Origin of the sequence: Pauljensenia sp. UMB1177 (assembly GCF_030217965.1) — a bacterium.
Taxonomy (GTDB): domain Bacteria; phylum Actinomycetota; class Actinomycetes; order Actinomycetales; family Actinomycetaceae; genus Pauljensenia; species Pauljensenia turicensis_A.
In genome coordinates this window covers 88,001-105,064 of sequence record NZ_JASOOV010000002.1, presented here as the reverse complement: position 1 = coordinate 105,064, position 17,064 = coordinate 88,001, and the positions used below count along the sequence as shown (strand labels likewise).

The 17,064-nt window shown below is 57.5% G+C and carries 17 protein-coding genes; 4 read left to right on the top strand and 13 right to left on the bottom strand.

Translation table 11 applies throughout. The features are described from left to right. Window positions 1-44: 44 nt before the first annotated feature. The 3 genes from guaB to QP442_RS03670 all read right to left on the bottom strand — a co-directional run bounded on the left by guaB (window position 45) and on the right by QP442_RS03670 (window position 3,912). Window positions 45-1,571 (bottom strand): IMP dehydrogenase, encoded by a 1,527-nt coding sequence (gene guaB, locus QP442_RS03680; RefSeq protein WP_285069636.1) that lies wholly within the window; start codon window positions 1,569-1,571, stop codon window positions 45-47. A gap of 50 nt (window positions 1,572-1,621) precedes the next feature. Further along, a complete protein-coding gene (locus QP442_RS03675; RefSeq protein WP_285069635.1) occupies window positions 1,622-2,896 on the bottom strand; it encodes an AGE family epimerase/isomerase in 1,275 nt (424 codons plus the stop codon). 83 nt (window positions 2,897-2,979) lie between these two features. Then, the gene (locus QP442_RS03670; RefSeq protein WP_285069634.1) at window positions 2,980-3,912 is read right to left on the bottom strand and encodes a MerR family transcriptional regulator; all 933 of its coding nucleotides are present in this window, start codon (window positions 3,910-3,912) and stop codon (window positions 2,980-2,982) included. Between the two features lie 316 nt (window positions 3,913-4,228). Here QP442_RS03670 and QP442_RS03665 point away from each other — a divergent pair, with 316 nt between their 5' ends. The 3 genes from QP442_RS03665 to QP442_RS03655 all read left to right on the top strand — a co-directional run bounded on the left by QP442_RS03665 (window position 4,229) and on the right by QP442_RS03655 (window position 6,333). After that, the gene (locus QP442_RS03665; RefSeq protein WP_006681448.1) at window positions 4,229-4,525 is read left to right on the top strand and encodes a WhiB family transcriptional regulator; all 297 of its coding nucleotides are present in this window, start codon (window positions 4,229-4,231) and stop codon (window positions 4,523-4,525) included. A gap of 120 nt (window positions 4,526-4,645) precedes the next feature. After that, complete coding sequence (locus tag QP442_RS03660) at window positions 4,646-5,491, top strand: DsbA family protein (RefSeq protein ID WP_101627611.1); 846 nt, start codon at window positions 4,646-4,648, stop codon at window positions 5,489-5,491. Next, complete coding sequence (locus QP442_RS03655; RefSeq protein WP_006681450.1) at window positions 5,488-6,333, top strand: cytochrome c biogenesis CcdA family protein; 846 nt, start codon at window positions 5,488-5,490, stop codon at window positions 6,331-6,333. The genes QP442_RS03660 and QP442_RS03655 overlap by 4 nt, the downstream gene beginning before the upstream one ends. A gap of 81 nt (window positions 6,334-6,414) precedes the next feature. On the opposite strand, the gene groES is transcribed toward QP442_RS03655, so the two are convergent. After that, window positions 6,415-6,711 (bottom strand): co-chaperone GroES, encoded by a 297-nt coding sequence (gene groES, locus QP442_RS03650; protein WP_006681451.1) that lies wholly within the window; start codon window positions 6,709-6,711, stop codon window positions 6,415-6,417. Between the two features lie 363 nt (window positions 6,712-7,074). Between groES and QP442_RS03645 the strand changes: the two genes are divergently transcribed. Beyond that, window positions 7,075-8,304, top strand: a complete 1,230-nt coding sequence (locus QP442_RS03645; RefSeq protein ID WP_285069633.1) for a class I SAM-dependent methyltransferase — start codon at window positions 7,075-7,077, stop codon at window positions 8,302-8,304. 164 nt (window positions 8,305-8,468) lie between these two features. Here the strand turns inward: QP442_RS03645 and tsaD are convergent, their stop codons facing one another. The 9 genes from tsaD to alr form a co-directional block, all read right to left on the bottom strand. Further along, window positions 8,469-9,524 carry a tRNA (adenosine(37)-N6)-threonylcarbamoyltransferase complex transferase subunit TsaD gene (tsaD, locus tag QP442_RS03640; protein ID WP_285069632.1) on the bottom strand — a complete coding sequence of 352 codons (1,056 nt, stop codon included), beginning with the start codon at window positions 9,522-9,524 and terminating at the stop codon, window positions 8,469-8,471. Between the two features lie 76 nt (window positions 9,525-9,600). Continuing rightward, entirely contained in the window at window positions 9,601-9,870 is a 270-nt protein-coding gene (locus QP442_RS03635; RefSeq protein WP_103631665.1) for a hypothetical protein, read from the bottom strand. 284 nt (window positions 9,871-10,154) lie between these two features. Next, window positions 10,155-10,898, bottom strand: coding sequence for a succinate dehydrogenase/fumarate reductase iron-sulfur subunit (locus tag QP442_RS03630; RefSeq protein ID WP_006681455.1), 744 nt, complete (start codon window positions 10,896-10,898; stop codon window positions 10,155-10,157). Beyond that, the gene (locus tag QP442_RS03625; RefSeq protein ID WP_285069631.1) at window positions 10,895-12,874 is read right to left on the bottom strand and encodes a fumarate reductase/succinate dehydrogenase flavoprotein subunit; all 1,980 of its coding nucleotides are present in this window, start codon (window positions 12,872-12,874) and stop codon (window positions 10,895-10,897) included. The genes QP442_RS03630 and QP442_RS03625 overlap by 4 nt, the downstream gene beginning before the upstream one ends. Before the next feature lie 15 nt (window positions 12,875-12,889). Next, a complete protein-coding gene (locus QP442_RS03620; protein WP_285069630.1) occupies window positions 12,890-13,591 on the bottom strand; it encodes a succinate dehydrogenase cytochrome b subunit in 702 nt (233 codons plus the stop codon). Between the two features lie 322 nt (window positions 13,592-13,913). After that, a complete protein-coding gene (gene rimI, locus QP442_RS03615; protein ID WP_285069629.1) occupies window positions 13,914-14,384 on the bottom strand; it encodes a ribosomal protein S18-alanine N-acetyltransferase in 471 nt (156 codons plus the stop codon). Continuing rightward, window positions 14,381-15,076 carry a tRNA (adenosine(37)-N6)-threonylcarbamoyltransferase complex dimerization subunit type 1 TsaB gene (gene tsaB, locus QP442_RS03610; protein WP_285069628.1) on the bottom strand — a complete coding sequence of 232 codons (696 nt, stop codon included), beginning with the start codon at window positions 15,074-15,076 and terminating at the stop codon, window positions 14,381-14,383. Before tsaB ends, rimI begins: the two co-directional genes overlap by 4 nt. Window positions 15,077-15,159: 83 nt before the next feature. Continuing rightward, entirely contained in the window at window positions 15,160-15,720 is a 561-nt protein-coding gene (tsaE, locus tag QP442_RS03605) for a tRNA (adenosine(37)-N6)-threonylcarbamoyltransferase complex ATPase subunit type 1 TsaE (RefSeq protein WP_285069627.1), read from the bottom strand. After that, complete coding sequence (alr, locus tag QP442_RS03600) at window positions 15,717-16,976, bottom strand: alanine racemase (protein WP_285069673.1); 1,260 nt, start codon at window positions 16,974-16,976, stop codon at window positions 15,717-15,719. The genes tsaE and alr overlap by 4 nt, the downstream gene beginning before the upstream one ends. Window positions 16,977-17,064: the final 88 nt, after the last annotated feature.

Below are 17,064 nucleotides of genomic sequence, written 5' to 3'. Positions count from 1 at the left end.
CGTGAAACCGCCTGCGACGAGGGTCAATACCTGTCAAACGTTTATCAGCGAGAAGACCCTGACGAATGGTAGTTCGGAGCCTCGCTGGTCATCTGCACATCGTGCGGATGAGATTCGCGCAGACCTGCAGATGTGATTCGAACAAAGCGACCATTCTTCTTGATCTCCTCGATCGACGAAGCACCCAGATAGAACATCGTCTGATGCAGGCCACCAACAAGCTGGTAAATCACCGAGGCAAGTGAACCAGTGAACGGAACCTGCCCTTCAATACCTTCTGGAACGATCTTGTCATCACTGGTGACATCGGCCTGGAAGTAGCGGTCCTTCGAGTAGGACTTGCGACCACGCGAACTCATTGCGCCCAGCGATCCCATACCACGGTAACGCTTGTACTGCTTACCGTTCGTGAAGACAACCTCACCCGGGGACTCTTCACAGCCGGCCAGAAGCGAGCCGAGCATGACCGTATCAGCACCGGCCACAAGAGCCTTACCGATATCGCCCGAGTACTGCAAGCCACCATCAGCGATCAGCGGAACACCGGCGGGCTTACACGCTTTGGCAGCCAAGTAAATGGCAGTAATCTGCGGGACACCGACGCCAGCAACCACGCGGGTGGTGCAAATCGAGCCCGGGCCAACACCAACCTTCACCGCATCGACACCGGCATCAATCAGCGCTTGAGCACCTTCAGTGGTTGCGACATTGCCACCGATGATCTGAATGCCAGCGAACAACGGATCCGCCTTAATACGGCGAATCATATCCAGCGCAAGCTGGGCGCCACCGTTAGCCGTATCAACAACAAGAACGTCAACACCTGCTTCAGCAAGCGCGGTTGCACGTTCCCACGTATCACCCCAATAACCAACAGCAGCGCCGACAACCAGACGACCACGGTCATCCTTCGTCGCGTTCGGGTACTGCTCGGTCTTCACGAAGTCCTTGACCGTGATCAAGCCGGTCAACCTATTATTCTCGTCAATAATCGGAAGCTTCTCCACTCGATGCTCAGCCAGCAAAGCCTTCGCATCTTCACGAGAAATACCAACCTGACCCACAACAAGATCCTCGCGCGGGGTCATGCAATCGCGAACCTTCAGCGTTGCCCACTGGGATTCAGGGACAAAACGCAGATCACGGTTCGTGATGATGCCAACAAGACCATTTTCTTCGTCAACAACAGGAAGACCAGACACACGATAGTGACCGCAGAGCTCATCAAGCTGTTCGATGGTCGCATCGGGACCAACAGTCACTGGATCTTCAACCATCCCAGATTCGGAGCGCTTCACCTGACGAACATGCTGCGCTTGTTCTTCAATCGAAAGATTGCGGTGAAGGATGCCAATACCACCCTGACGAGCCATGGCAATCGCCATACGAGCTTCAGTCACAGTATCCATTGCTGCAGAAAGCAACGGAACACGCAGGGTAATTTTCTTCGTCAGCCGCGACGTAGTGTCAACAGTGGATGGAACGACGTCAGTCAGCTCTGGGAGCAGAAGAACGTCATCGTAAGTAAGGCCAGTCAGTGAGAACGGATCATGCTCTAAAAAGTCTCCCATGAGCCAAGTCTAGGCTGTGGCTCAAGCCGGATAAAAACTTCGGACGAACCTCACAATTCCGAGTGGTCGTGTGCCCTCAACTGCGCTAATGCCGCCGCAAATCCGGGATACAAGCCAATACGAGGCAACAGCAACATCTGACCGACATGGTAGGCATCAGCCTTGCCTGCCCAGACACTTTCACTCTCGTGTCCATCTGCGTCGACTTCATGGATCCAGCGTCCTGGGCCAGCATGAATGACCTGATCCGCCCACGCCACATAGCGGGCGAAACGCTCCGACTGGACCATGACGTCGTCATCATTACCTAGTTCTTCACTGACTTTCCCCAGAGCGAGCGTTGCATTCACAGCTTCGCAAGCAACCCAGTGCATGCGAGTATCCACAACAGTCTTTCCATCAAAGTCCGTCGTGTAAACGATCCCACCCTTTTCACTGTCCCAACCATCCTCATCCGCTCGATCAACAAGGCAATGCGCAACGTCATACATCCATTCACCCGGAGTATCCCCGCACGCAATGAGCGAGGCTCGACCATGCAGGATCAAACGCGCCCACTCAAACCCGTGTCCCGGAGTTGCACCGTAAGGACGGAAAGGATCAGCGGGATTTTCAATGAACATCTCGGGACAAACAACCCAGTTTTTATCGAAGTGCTCAGGCAAGCGCCAACCAAAGCGAGCACCAAGATCGGCAACAAAACGCATCATTTCGCGCGCACGATCCAACCAACGTCGTTCACCCGTCGCATCGAAGGCAGCAAGATACGCCTCGACCGTGTGCATATTCGCGTTCAGACCTCGATATTCTTCACACTCGCTCCAGTCGCGGTTCCACGAGTTCGCGACGCGCCCATACGACGGTTCCCACCAGTGCGCGTCCTGATCGGCAAGCGCTTCATCAAGCAACGCCCGGCCTCGTTCATGCCCAGCCAAATAGGACGCGGCAGTCGCGAGAATCACGAACGCGTGCGCATAGGCTTCCTTGCGGATCGGTTCAACCGGGCGAGCCTGCTCCCCCGTCGCATCCAGAGCGGAGAACCACCCGCCGTATTCATCGTCATGCAACGAGGTGGACAGCGCATCAAGCCCGTGCTCGACAAGACCAGACACTCCCTGGACACCACGCATCTCAGCAAGTGCAAACATGTACGTCATTCGACACGTAATCCACAGCTCAACGCCCTTGGACTCTGTAATAGCACCATCAGCATCCAGATAACCGAAGCCAGCAGGGCACGCTGAAGCTGAGGCGAACTCAACAAGCGCAGAGAAATCAGCATCAAAAGCGTCGATAAGAGCGGAATCATTCCAGGGGGTCTTCATTGTCACTCCCGGTCAAAAGATGTGCGTAACACCGATAAAGGTATCACTGCCTCAAGTTTCGATGAGAGGTTCTATGGGACTTGTTAAGACACAACCGAGGAAAGATCAACACCGGGCGCAAGTACCGCAAGAGTTTCTTCTACGCCGGCAGCAATTGTGCGCACGCGCAGGACGCGCTCATCAACGACCTTCGGAGCATCCGCGCCAACCAGCATGACATCAAGGTCAAGATCAGTAGTAAGACCATGAATAAATTTCTCGCAGGTTGCTCCAGAACCCATGACAATAGCCAACACGACCGGGCGTTCTTCGGTATGAAGCGCAACGCGAGCACACGCTCCCTGATCATCAACTGTCGCAGTCGAAACGACGCGCACATCAATGCCGTACCAGCCAAGAGCAACACCAAGAACGTGCGCTCCCAGCTCGTGGGCAACGTCCGTAAGAACAACAACAGCCCCCGGGGCTGTCTGAGGAGAAACGCACTCGCTAGCAAACTGAGCAAGCACATCAAGGAAAGCGTTTTGAAGAATCGTAGACGGCGCACATCCAGGCTTCTGCCCGCATGTAGAGGCACGCAAGGTGTCGAGCGCTGGGCTGACTAAGCGACTCCAAGTATGAACAAGCCCCTCGTCGCCCACCGCGGAACGAAGGACATTCTTCAGCTGATGCCCGTGGCAGGCCGATACACAATTCAGTAGTTCAGAAACCGTATGAGGAACGGGCAGGTCTTCTTGACGTGAACGCGCAGGGGCCGTCGCCAACACGGTAGCGGCAGCATCTGCGGGAGAAACCCCCTGATGCACAAGGTCAACCATCGCGGTCAAACGCGCAACATCGCTGGCACGATAGCGACGATGAGTTCCTGCTTGGCGTTCATCTGGGCCAAGACCATAGCGTCGTTCCCAGGTGCGAAGAGTCGAGGGGGAGATTCCGAGACGAACGGAAACAGCAGTCACTGTCAGCGGAGCATCGACGCCTGAATCAGCTGAAGACGCAAGATGTGCGCGAGGCATGTCGTTTCCTTTCCGCTCGCCAGCTACCAACGTTTTTATTCAACGTTGTTCACCCCTACAACGATTGTTCACCGAAGAGCGAGCTTTCGCCACCGGAGCGAAGAAGATGTGTCAAGTAAGTGAGACAAATCTTCTTCATGGCATTCCGCATGTTTTGTAGCGATATATTCAGATTTTTCTCAGGTTTATTGCCTTTTCTGAGAAATAACTAAGAATGTATGAACGGGTCTTGAACAACTTACGAACAATATCTAAACTGATGGAGGCTGCTCGCGAAGAAGTACTTCGACTGGCAGTCACCGAATGAGAGGTACACATGTCTGACGTTTCACGTCTCCCCGGCCCAATGATCGACGCTTGGGATTGGCAGTACGACGGCGCATGCCGTGACCTCGACACCGAGCTCTTCTTCCACCCTGAAGGCGAACGCGGTTCAACGCGTCGCCGTCGCGCAGCAAACGCAAAGGCAATCTGCGCAACATGCCCCGTGATCGACCAGTGCCGCGAATACGCGCTGGCATCACAAGAGCCCTACGGCATCTGGGGCGGAATGACAGAAGAAGAACGACGCGAAGAAATACGTTCATCGCATCGTCAGCGTCGAGCGTCGTAATCTACCCCAGTCTTACAGAGGCGTTGCGCACATAGCGCGACGCCTCTTCACTTCTCATGCCACACTAAAGAATCATCGATAGTTTTCACTATTCCCCAACAACCAATCGGAAGCGAAGTCGTGACATCACCAGTTGTTTCATCCCAGCCACGCCGTAAATCCCGATCGCTCATCATTTCGATCGCACTCATCATCATTGCAGCATTCGTCCTTGCCGTCAGCATTTGGACAACTAGTGGAAACAAGCAAGCAGATTCGGCAGCATCAGCGCAATCGTCAGACTCGACGCACACTCAATCTGCCCAATCTGCATCAGCGACGCCAGGAGCCTCGTCCGCTGCCGCGGCGGCCGCCGACGTTGACCCGAACGTCGCAGCACCCAGTGAGAAGAACGCAGAGCTCCTTGCAATCATTCGATCCGCACCCAAGCGCGACGCCAACGACAATCAGGCCAAAGGCGCTCTGGACGCTCCGGTTGTCCTCACACTCTTCTCTGACTTCTCCTGCCCCTACTGCACGCTGTTTGCTAAAAAAATCGAACCCCAACTTGCCGATCTGATCGAAGACGGAACTCTTCGCATCGAATGGCGCGACCTGGCACAGATCACCCCCACGTCCCCCTTAGCAGCTCAAGCGGGACGTGCGGCAGCCGATCAGGGCAAGTTCTGGGAATTCCACGACCTGCTGTATCAGGCAACCAACGAACACGAACACCCGGAATACACCGAGGAATCTCTCGTCGCATTCGCTGAACAAGCTGGCGTTTCAGACATCGACACCTTCCGCGCCACGATGAATGCGGCCGAAACCGTTCAGGCTGTCGCCGACGCGAAGAAGGAAGCCTACTCCATCGGCATCACCGGCACACCTTTCATGTTCATTGGGGACACCTACATTTCGGGCTACCGCGATTACGAGTATGTGCGCACAACGATTGAACTTCAGGCGGAGGCTGCCCGTTCATGACTTTGACCCCATTGGCTGCCCTGCTCGGTGGCGTATTGACGGTCTTCGCCCCCTGTTCGGTGATGATCCTGCCAGCATTCTTCGCATACGCATTCCAGTCGCGTTCTGCACTGCTACTGCGCACCGGAATCTTCTGGCTGGGTTTGCTGACTTCTCTTCTGCCTTTGGGCGTACTTGTCGGCGCGGCGGGATCAGCTCTGCGCGATCACCTGGATCTGATCACACGCATCTGCGCCTTCATCATCATCATCCTTGGCATCGTTGAGATTATCGCTCTTGAAATCCCCACGCCCCATCGCAAGGCGTCGGCGGGAGTACGCAAAGAACGTGATCGCACTCATCCTCTGTCGATCTACCTTTTGGGGCTCACCTATGGCTTTGCCGGTATCGGTTGCGCTGGGCCAATCCTAGGGGCCGTTTTGGTGGCCGCAGGTATCGGAGCTTCGCCGGCAACAGGCGCTGCTCTGATGGCTCTGTACGCCACTGGCATGGTTGTTCCTCTGGCAGTGCTCGCATTGGCGTGGCAGTCTACGAATTTGTCCTCAAGCACCTGGTTGCGTCCCCGCCCCCTTCGACTATTCGGTCGCGATACAACGTGGACGAACGTTGTCTCAGGCATCGTTTTGGTTGCGCTGGGCGCGGCGCTTCTGGTCGCTGGCATCGCGAATCCACTTGGGGGATTGATTTCAGCAACGACCTTGGCTTCGTGGGAACAGTCTCTGATGCGGTTCGGTTCGACGATTCCTACGTGGGCAATGATCACAGTTGTTGTCTTGGTGATTGCCGCCGCGTGGTTCGCGTGGCCTCGTCGGACAAAGGAGACGGAAACAAACGCCGCGTAGTTCTTTGCTGTTCTCGATACAGTGTGGGCCTGGCACCTGAGGTGCCAGGCCCACACTGTTTGTCAGTGGTGAACTCTAGGTTCAGCGCTCAACGATTGCGAGGACGTCGCGTGCGGAGAGGATCTGGTATTCCTTGCCTTCGTACTTGACCTCGGTACCACCGTAGCGCGAATAAATCACAACGTCGCCGACCTTCACGTCGACGGGAACGCGGTTTCCATTGTCATCAACGCGGCCAGGGCCGACTGCGATAACTTCGCCTTCCTGTGGCTTTTCCTTGGCGGTATCCGGGATAACCAGGCCAGAGGCGGTGGTCTGAACTGCCTCGACCTGCTGGATAACAATACGGTCTTCGAGGGGCTTGATGGAGATCGACACTGTCGCTCCCTTTCTTCTTGAAAGTTTCCGTCATCCCTTCCCTGCCGTCGCGGGGGTCAGGGGCAGGATCGCTTCGCGGTTTTCACCGCTTCATGCATGAGCATATTCCGCCTCTGGCACTCGAGCAACCTGAGTGCCAAACAGTTCACTTTCAGCAGATTTCCCACCGCGCTTGTTCACCAAACCACCACCTCCACCACCGCGCTTGTTCAAGAAAAGTGACCAGTTCATGTGCGCGGCCTCGTCCCCAACATCTGAAATCCAGACGCACTAACGCTGAACAAGCGCACTAAATCGGGGAAAGCGAATGCCCAACAATGTGCGTAAACGTCGAACAAGCGCGGTCCGTGGCAGAATCGGAGGGTGAATTCTTCCCTCGACCCTGTTCTGACGCGCGAGGGGTGGGACCTGCTTACCCACCTGCAGGCCCTCCCGCACACAACAGAAGCAGACCAGGCACAATTGAACGCGCTCTTACGGAAAGAAGGGATCGAGCCGGCGCTCGTGTCAGCGCTCCTCACCCAATTGGATCTGCGCGTTCACGCTCACACGAAGTTCGGCGAATTTGCCAACCTTATGATTTTCACGCGCGACGGGCTGGAGCAGGCAACGCGCCTTAATGTCGCCGCACACCACGCTGGGCGGTTTCGGGACAGCGGAGCAACCTACGTCGCAGACCTCGGATGTGGGATTGGTAGTGACTCGCTGGCGATTGCCGGCCTGGGATTAAAAACGCTCAGCGTCGACCTGAATCCCGATGCCGTCGCATGCGCAGCAACCAACCTGCGCGATTTTCCGGACAGCGACGTGTTGCTTGGGAATGTCCTGGATCTTGACATTCATGAGCTTGCCGACCGTGGCGTCGACGCTATCTTCGCTGATCCTGCACGACGCACCGGAGCAAAACGCGGATCCAGGCGTCTCATGAATCCTGAATCCTGGTCTCCCTCACTTTCAACGGTACTGGGCTGGCGCGAGGCAATTCCCCGCGTTGGCATCAAAGTCGCGCCCGGAATCACCTATTCGGCTCTGCCTGAAGACGCGTGCGTGCAGTGGACAAGCGTCGATGGATCCATAGTCGAGGCGGCAATTTGGACTGGCCCGCTCGCCCACGATGGCTCGGGTCGGGTTGCGTGCGTCATCAAGGGATCGCGGACGTTCACCTTGCGCGCAATTCACGAGGCCCCAGCAAACGCTCCACTTATCCCAACCCCCGTCGGAAAGCTGGCGGATTACTTGGGTGAACCCGACGATGCAGTGATTCGAGCCGGGCTCATTTCAACGCTCGCCGACCAGTTGGATGCACACCTGATCTCTGAGTCGATCGCGTATGTGAGTGCGACTGAGGCAACGCCGAGCGAATTCATCCGCTGGTTCAAGGTCGAAGATGTCGTCACGTTGAAACCGAAAACAATTTCCGCTGCTCTTCGAAGCCTTGGCATCGGACGCATTGAAGTCAAAAAGCGAGGCGCCGACATTGACCCTGCGACTCTGAGGCGTTCACTCAAGCTCTCAGGCGATAAGGACGGCGTCGTCATTGCCACGCGCATCGAGGGACGTCACCGCGCGATCATTGCAACGCGTGTCAGCTGATCCGCGCACACATGCGCAGTGATGTGACGGTCAGTGACCTCGTCAATTAACTTCTTCGCGCCGCCGACGCGCCAACCTGAACGGTGAACAAGCGCGACCTCACCCCACACAAACGGTGAACAAGCGCGGTGGTGATTAGGCGCAACCGATAGCAAAGAGGAAGATCAGGCGCTAGGCAACATTGACGTCTGCGTCAGAGGCATACCCGAATCTGGCGAGAAATTCCAATCCGACGGAGCAACACCTGCGCGAACAAGCTCCGACCCCATCGCAGCGATCTGCGCACCGTTATCCGTGCAGAAACGCAACGGGGGCAGGCGAACCTCAAGACCAGAAGCCTCAGCACGCTCAGCAAGAAGCGCACGCAGGCGAGAGTTCGCAGAAAAACCGCCACCCACAACGATCGTCTGGCACCCCGTGTCCAACGCCGCGCGCACTGCTTTAGCGGTCAGAGAGTCATTCACTGCCTCAGAGAAGCCTGCGCACACGTCTTCAGCGTTCACAGCTTCACCGCGAGCCTCAGTACCCTCTATGTAGCGAGCAACAGCGGTCTTCAGACCGGAAAAGCTGAAATCGTACTTGTGACGTTCTTTATCCTTGCCACCGGACAAACCGCGCGGGAACTTAATGGCATTCACGTCGCCAGCCTGGGAGAGCCGATCGACGTGCGGCCCACCCGGGTAAGGCAGATTGAGCAGGCGTCCAACCTTATCGAAGGCTTCGCCGGCAGCATCGTCAAGCGTGCCACCCAGTTCTTGAACGTCGGTTGCAATGTCGTTAACCAGCAAAATATTCGAGTGACCACCGGAAACAACCAGACCGATAAAGCGCTCAGGGAGCGGGCCGTCAGCAAGCTTATCGACAGCAAGATGGCCGATCACGTGGTTCACACCGTACAGGGGCTTACCAAGGGACGAGGCAAGCGCCTTCGCAGCACAAATACCGACCGTCAAAGAACCAACGAGGCCCGGGCCAGCAGCAACAGCAATCGCATCCACGTCATCAAGCGTCACGCCAGCTTCATCAAGCGCCGCATTCAAGGTTGGGATAAACGATTCAAGGTGAGCGCGCGACGCAATTTCTGGGATGATACCACCGTAGCGGGCATACTGATCCATCGATGTGGCCGTGCGGTCGACGAGCAGTTCGCACCCGCGCACAAGACCAATGCCAGTTTCGTCGCAGGTGGATTCGATTCCGAGGATGAGTGGTTCCTTCACCCTTCCAGTTTATGCCGGCAAAGAACGAGGCCGTGAATCCAAATGTGTGACATCCGCGCCGTGGCACGGACCGCCATCACTGTGAGTTTTCTACGGGGTCATCATCCTTCAGTGGAGTCCGCTTGTTGGCAACGATCATCGCAACACATGCAACGGCGAAGGCAACAAGCGACCAGGGGAGTGCTTTATCCGCGGTGACCTTGATTGCATCCGAGCCGAACACCAAGCCGAGCAGAAGCAGGATCGACAGAATCGCGAAGACAATCATTGCTCCGATAGCAATCGATGATGAAACCTTGTAGCGACGAGTGTGAGTGTTCGGGCCTGTTTCGTCGAATTTCTCCATTGAAATCACCTTCCGCATCGACGCCGAACAATGACGCTGACCAGCAGTTTTATCTGCTCTTATTCTAGCCTCTTCTGCATTGAGTAGTCGGCGAGATGGGCCGATGCTTCCAGACTTAATGTGTAATTCTGAGCGCCCGATGGTGAACAAGCGCGGTATTACTTGGAGGCGAAACGGTGAACAAGCGCGGTCAGGGAAGACGGATATAGGGCAAGGAAGATGGAGAAACAAAAGCGGGGTCCCGGTGGCAAACCACCGGGACCCCGCGAAGGCCACAAGCCGGATCAGACGCCCTTCAGGGCAGCCTTTCCGAGCTGACGGTTCAGCGTGGAGATGACATCAAGCGGGATCTGCTTCGGGCAGACCGCAGCACACTCACCGATGTTGGTGCAGGAGCCGAAGCCCTCTTCATCCATCTGGTTGAGCATGTTGACAACGCGCTTGTAGTTCTCCGGCTTGCCCTGGGGCAGAAGCTGGAGGTGCGTCACCTTAGCCGAGGTGAACAGCATCGCCGAAGCGTTCGGGCAGGCTGCCACGCAAGCGCCACAGCCGATGCATGCAGCCGCTTCGAATGCGCGGTCTGCGTCCTGCTTCGGGACCGGGGTTGCGTGAGCATCCGGGGCTGCACCGGTGTTGACCGAAATGTAGCCACCAGCCTGGATGATGCGGTCCAGTGCGGAACGGTTGACAACCAGATCCTTGATGACCGGGAATGCTTCTGCACGCCACGGCTCAATGGTGATGGTGTCACCGTCATGGAAAGTACGCATGTGAAGCTGGCAGGTCGTGGTGACCTCTGGGCCGTGGGCAATGCCGTTGATGACAATGCCACACTGACCGCAGATGCCTTCACGGCAGTCAGAATCGAATGCGATGGGTTCTTCACCACGTGCGAAGAGTTCCTCATTGAGGACGTCAAGCATTTCAAGGAAGGACGACTCCTCGGAGATTCCCTTCACCTGGTACTCGTGCATCGCGCCACGGTCCTCGGGACCATCTTGGCGCCAGATCTTCAGTGTCAGGTTCACTTGTAGCTCCGCTGCTTCAGCTCGATGTTGTTGTAAATGAGGTCTTCCTTGTGGAGGATCGGTGGCTGGTCTTCGCCACCCCACTCCCACGCGGCGACGTACAGGAACTTGTCGTCATCACGAAGCGCTTCGCCTTCGGGGGTCTGTGACTCGGCGCGGAAGTGGCCGCCACAGGATTCCTCGCGGTGAAGAGCGTCGATGCACATGAGTTCACCAAGCTCCATGAAGTCGGCAACGCGACCAGCCTTTTCGAGGGACTGGTTGAGTTCACCAATGGATTTGCCGGGAACGCGAACGTTCTGCCAGTACTCTTTGCGAAGTTCGCGAATCATACCGATTGCCTTCTTCAGGCCTTCCTCGGTGCGCTCCATACCGCAGTATTCCCACATGATGTGGCCGAGTTCCTTGTGGAAGGAATCAACCGAGCGGGAACCGTTGATCGACATCAGGGTGTCGATGCGCTTCTGAGCCATCGAGAGAGCTTCGACAACGTCAGCGGACGATTCGTCCAGCTTCGGCAGATTGAAGCACTTGGAGAGGTAATCGTTGATTGTGTTCGGCAGGACGAAGTAGCCGTCCGACAGCCCCTGCATGAGCGCGGATGCACCCAGGCGGTTGGCGCCGTGGTCGGAGAAGTTTGCTTCGCCAGCAACGTACAGACCGGGAAGGTTGGACTCGAGATCGTAGTCAACCCACAGCCCGCCCATGGTGTAGTGGACTGCCGGGTAGATGCGCATCGGCACCTCGTAGGGGTTGTCGCCCGTAATGCGCTCGTACATATCGAACAGGTTGCCGTACTTCGCAGAGACGGCGGCCACACCCATGCGCTCGATCGCATCGGCGAAGTCGAGGTAGACGCCGCGGGCGACGCCGGCGATCTTCGGGCCGACGCCACGACCTTCGTCACACATGTTCTTTGCCTGACGCGATGCAATATCGCGGGGAACCAGGTTGCCGAAGGACGGGTAGATGCGCTCCAGGTAGTAGTCGCGATCCTCTTCGGGGATCTGACGCGGGTCCTTTTCGCAGTCTTCAGCCTTCTTAGGAACCCAAATACGACCGTCGTTACGGAGAGACTCCGACATGAGGGTCAGCTTCGACTGCTGATCACCGTGCTGCGGGATGCAGGTCGGGTGGATCTGCGTGAAGCAGGGGTTACCGAAGTAGGCACCCTTGCGGTATGCGCGCCAGATTGCGGTGGCGTTACACCCCATCGCGTTGGTTGACAGGAAGAAGACGTTGCCGTAACCACCGGTTGCCAGGACAACTGCGTCAGCGACGTAGGTTTCCAGCTTGCCGGTTGCCATGTCACGGGCGACGATGCCACGGGCGCGACCATCGGAAACGATGATCTCAACCATTTCGTGGCGCGAGTATTCCTTGACCGTGCCGGCTGCAACCTGACGCTCCAGCGCCTGGTAGGCGCCGATCAGGAGCTGCTGACCTGTCTGGCCACGCGCGTAGAACGTACGGGAGACCTGGACACCACCGAAGGAGCGGTTGTCGAGCAGACCACCGTATTCGCGCGCGAACGGAACGCCCTGTGCGACGCACTGGTCGATGATGTTCGCGCTGACCTCTGCCAGACGGTAGACGTTGGTTTCGCGGGCGCGGTAGTCACCACCCTTAACCGTGTCGTAGAAGAGGCGGTAGACGGAGTCATTGTCATTGCGGTAGTTCTTCGCAGCGTTGATACCACCCTGTGCAGCAATAGAGTGCGCGCGACGAGCGGAGTCCTGGTAGAAGAACACGTCGACGTTGTAGCCCATTTCGCCGAGCGAAGCGGCAGCAGCGCCACCCGCAAGGCCGGTGCCTACGATGATGACACGGAGCTTACGACGGTTAGCCGGGTTCACCAGAGCGGCGGAGAACTTACGCTGTTCCCAGCATTCGGCGATTGGCACATCAAGAGGAGCCTTGGCGTCAGCGATCTTCTCGCCTTCACGGTAGAGGCCCTTGATCAGGGTTTCAGTCATGAGTAATCAGCTTCCTCAAGAGATGAATCCGGCGGCGATTGCGATCGGAGGTGCCATGAACATCACGAAGATGATGGCGCCAACGAGGCCGGAGAGGACGATCATCGGCTTACGAGTCGCGGGGCGAACCCAACCGAGCGTCTGGAACATTGACCAGAAGCCGTGCGAAACGTGAATGCATGCAAGACCGACGAAGATTGCGTACACGATGACGAGCAGCGGCGAGTTGAACGATGCAACCATGCGCTCGTAAGGCGTCGAATCAGCGGTGAAGCCCGTGCGGACAGTGCCGGTCGTGAAGTGCAGGATGTGGAAGATGAAGAGGAACAGGATCAGAACGCCGGACATGCGCATGGTGCGTGCAGCGTACGAATCGGTAACGGACTTCTTCACGACGTAGCGGGTCGAACGTGCGCGACGCGAACGCTTCCACGTGTATGCAGCTGCGTACAGGTGGATGACAAGCATCAGGAACATCGCGGCGCGGAATACCCAGATGAATCCGCCGTGCGGGAAGATCGGCACGAAAGCCTCTTCCTTCAGCCAGTGCGCGTAATGGTCATACGCTTCCTGACCGAGGAACATCTTGAGGTTGCCGTAGGAGTGGAACAGCAGGAAGAAGACGAAAATGAAGCCCGAGATGGCCATCAGTTGCTTAATAAAAACACTGGTGGTCCACGCGCGGCGCTTCTTCGTTGCGACATTTGTAGTGGCCATGTCCCAAGAATATCCACACGTCTTCGAGCGTTTTAGGACTGTTGTCCGCCCTTGGTCCTAGATGAGCGTTTTGTCAGCTCAGTTTTCCGCGTAATTTAGCAAAATTCTAAGGGGCTTCCTTGGCAGTTTGGAGGCTGCTTACGCGTGTGACAGAGATGTTTCAGGCGGGTATTGACTGTCTTTTACCTAACCGTCCTGTTTCAAATTTCGGGCATATGACAGTTTTGAGAAACCCGTCGTAAAACGCAGGTGCGCGCCTACTTGTGTGCTCTCTTCCGCCACCGTCACGCTCGACATTGAAGGGACGAGGCCACCCACACTTTCAGTTCGTCAGGTCCAATCGCATGGCGATGCCGTCTTCGAGTGGATTCTTGAAATATCCCCTCAAACGGTCCAGGACGATAAAACCTGAGCGTTCGTAGAGGCGTCGCGCAGCTTCATTCGACTCGCGAACTTCAAGGAACACGTAGTCCGCTCCAGCTTCACGTGCGCGAGATACCAGCAGGTCGAGGATCTGTTTACCCAGGCCCTGGCCTCGTACATGGGGGAAAACGCCGATTGTCATAATGTCGGCGCCGTCGCCCACCACTTTCACTCCCCCGTAGCCGACAACCTGCAGGTCAGGGCCATCTGGGAGCGCCGCCAGGTAGTAGGTGGAAAACGGGGAGGCCAGCTCGTCGGCGATCATTCCCCACGTCCATGGGTCCTCCGAGAAAAGAGCTTCTTCAAGCGTAACCAGGATCTCTTCATCCCCCGGTTTTGCCTGATGGAATTCAACCGGAACGCCGATCACATGCGCTCCATCGGCTGGCCGTGAATCTCGGGACGGCGCAGGTAGAGCGGCTCGGTGCCGAGACGATCTTCTTCACCCCTGGCCAAACGAGCAGAAACAATACGCGACAGAACTGCCGGATCTCCATCAACGATCGGCCCCTTACCTGCGGAGGCAAGGCAGTCGACGGAGTGAGCGGGAAGTTCACCCGCGCTGATGATCAGACCGTCCGCATCACGCATCGAGTTGAGCAGGCTCTGAGCCGTGCCGACCTCAAGGCGGCCGATCAGACGCACATCATCGGCACCTTCTGCGACGTAGTGTCCCCAGTACAGTTCCTTACGGCGCGCATCAGAAACGGCGTACACGTGGGTGTCCGGGGGAAGCAAGTCGAGTGCCTGGCGGGCAATGACATCCAAGCTTGAGGCTCCGTAGACGGGCACGCCTGCCGCGAGCGCAAACACTCGCGCGGAGACGAGGCCCGCGCGCAGACCGGTAAACGGTGCAGGACCCGTACCAACCAACACGCGTTCAATACCAGCGTCCTTCGCCTCGACCGGCAGACCGGCTTGACCGAGTGTCTCGCGGACAAGCTCGGTGATCGATTCAGCGTGGTGACGCGTCGATTCGTTGCGAGCGTGTCCCACCACGGTTCCGTCTTTCAAGAGGGAAACGATCGTGGCGGCGGAGGTATCAAGGCTCAGTTCAATCACAGGGGTAATCCTACTCGTCGGATCAGCGGGTCACGATGTACGCTTCGGGAGCGGGCGACCCCAAGAAACGCGTGGCTTGCCAATCAGTCTTCGTCCAAGGTGGCAATCAGTTCGCTGGCGCGCGCCATGACTGCTTCGAGAACGCCGTCCCAGCGGTTGCCGTGCGGGTGGAGTGTAATGACGCGCTCGCCGTCATCCATCGTTTCAAGGTCGATCGTGTCTCCGTCGTGGGCAGCTTCACCACCGGTCTTGCGCGTGACATCAATTTCGAGGCGCTCATCAGACAGGGCTTCCGTCTTACCTTCGCCCCATTCGACGACGGTCACGGACTCTGCCAGAGAAGAATCGAGGTCCAGGGTTTCGAGGTCTTCGAGGTCGCGGATGCGATAGGCGTCGGCGTGGATCAAGTCAGGACCGTCGCCGAGGTTCGGGTGAACGCGGGCCACGATGAACGTTGGGGATGCCACACGGCCTCGTACCCCGATTCCTTCACCCACGCCTTGAGTGAACGTCGTCTTACCCGCGCCCAAACCGCCACGCAACATGATGAGATCGCCGGCGCGCAGGTTTTCACCCAAGGCGCGCCCGAGGCACCGCGTTTCATCAGCGGAAGCAGACACCAACGACTGGGGTTCAGCGGTCATGAACAGTTCTCCTCACGTCGAGCCGCGCCAATATAGAGGCGCGGGATGCGTTCGCCCAAGCGGGCAACGATTTCGTAGTTGATGGTGCCGGCTTGGCTTGCCCATTCGTCAGCCAGTGGCGCGCCGGTGGCCGGGTCACCGAAAAGGATGACGCCGTCTCCAACCTGTGCGGGCGCATTCTCGGTGCGGCCAGTCGACAGACCCGCCTCCCCCGATGCTGGGCCAAGGTCGATGATGAACTGATCCATACACACTCGGCCTACAATATGCGTGCGAATCGGACCCCTATCCGTGTTAACAAGGACGGGGGCGCCGTTCGATCCGGCGCGCAGAATACCGTCGGCATATCCGAGGGGCACCAGACCAACCCAACGCCTCGAGGGCGAACGCCACGTGCCACCATATGAAGCGGGGGTGTCCTCTGCGATTACTTTGACGCTGGTCAGTGGCGCTTGCAGGGTCATCGCGGGACGCAACCCCAAGTCAGATGCGGACGCCACAGCGGAGTCGGGACTCAGTCCGTACATACCGATGCCGGCGCGCACCATGTCGTAGTGCGCTTCGGGATGCCAGAGGATGCCTGATGTGGCACTCAGATGGCGAAGTTCCGGCCTAATTCCAGCCTGCGCCAGAATTGTGCAACCGGCCTCGAAAATGTGGACATGCGAGGCGGTCGATGCATTGCCCTCGTCGCTGGGGTCGTCCGCGCGCGACAGGTGACTCCACGCGCCGATCACCTCAACAAGACCCTCGTCGCGGGCCATCCGCACTGCCGAAGCAAGCGCCGGCAGATCCGCAAGCGTTGAACCCGCGCGCGACATGCCTGTATCGATCTTCACGTGAATGCGCGCCTTCTTACCCGTTTCGCGTGCAGCCGCGCAGATCTGGGCCAGCACCCAGGTCCAGGACACCGACAGATCTAAGTCTGCTTCGAGCGCCTGCGCCCAGTCAGCTCCCGAGGGGGCGATCCACGTCAGAATCGGCGCTTTCTCACGTGCTATTCCAGCTTCGTCGAGTGCGTATCGCAGAGTGAGTGCTTCACCGAGTTGCGCGACACCGAGCCACGAGGCTCCTGCCTCAAGCGCAGTCATCGCAACGGGAAGAATTCCATGCCCGTAGGCATCTGCCTTGACAACTGCCATCTGAATGGCAGTCGGCGCAGATTGTTTCAGCACCGCCAGATTGTCGGCAATGGCGCTGAGGTCAACGACAGCGCGCGCCGGGTACTGGGCGAAAGCGGAAGACTCTTCGTTCATCACGCTTCTAGTATTGCACCGGTGAACAAGCGCGCGTTACGGAGGGTCATCATCGTTGCGTCCATCTTCGGATTCGCGCGTCTCCCAC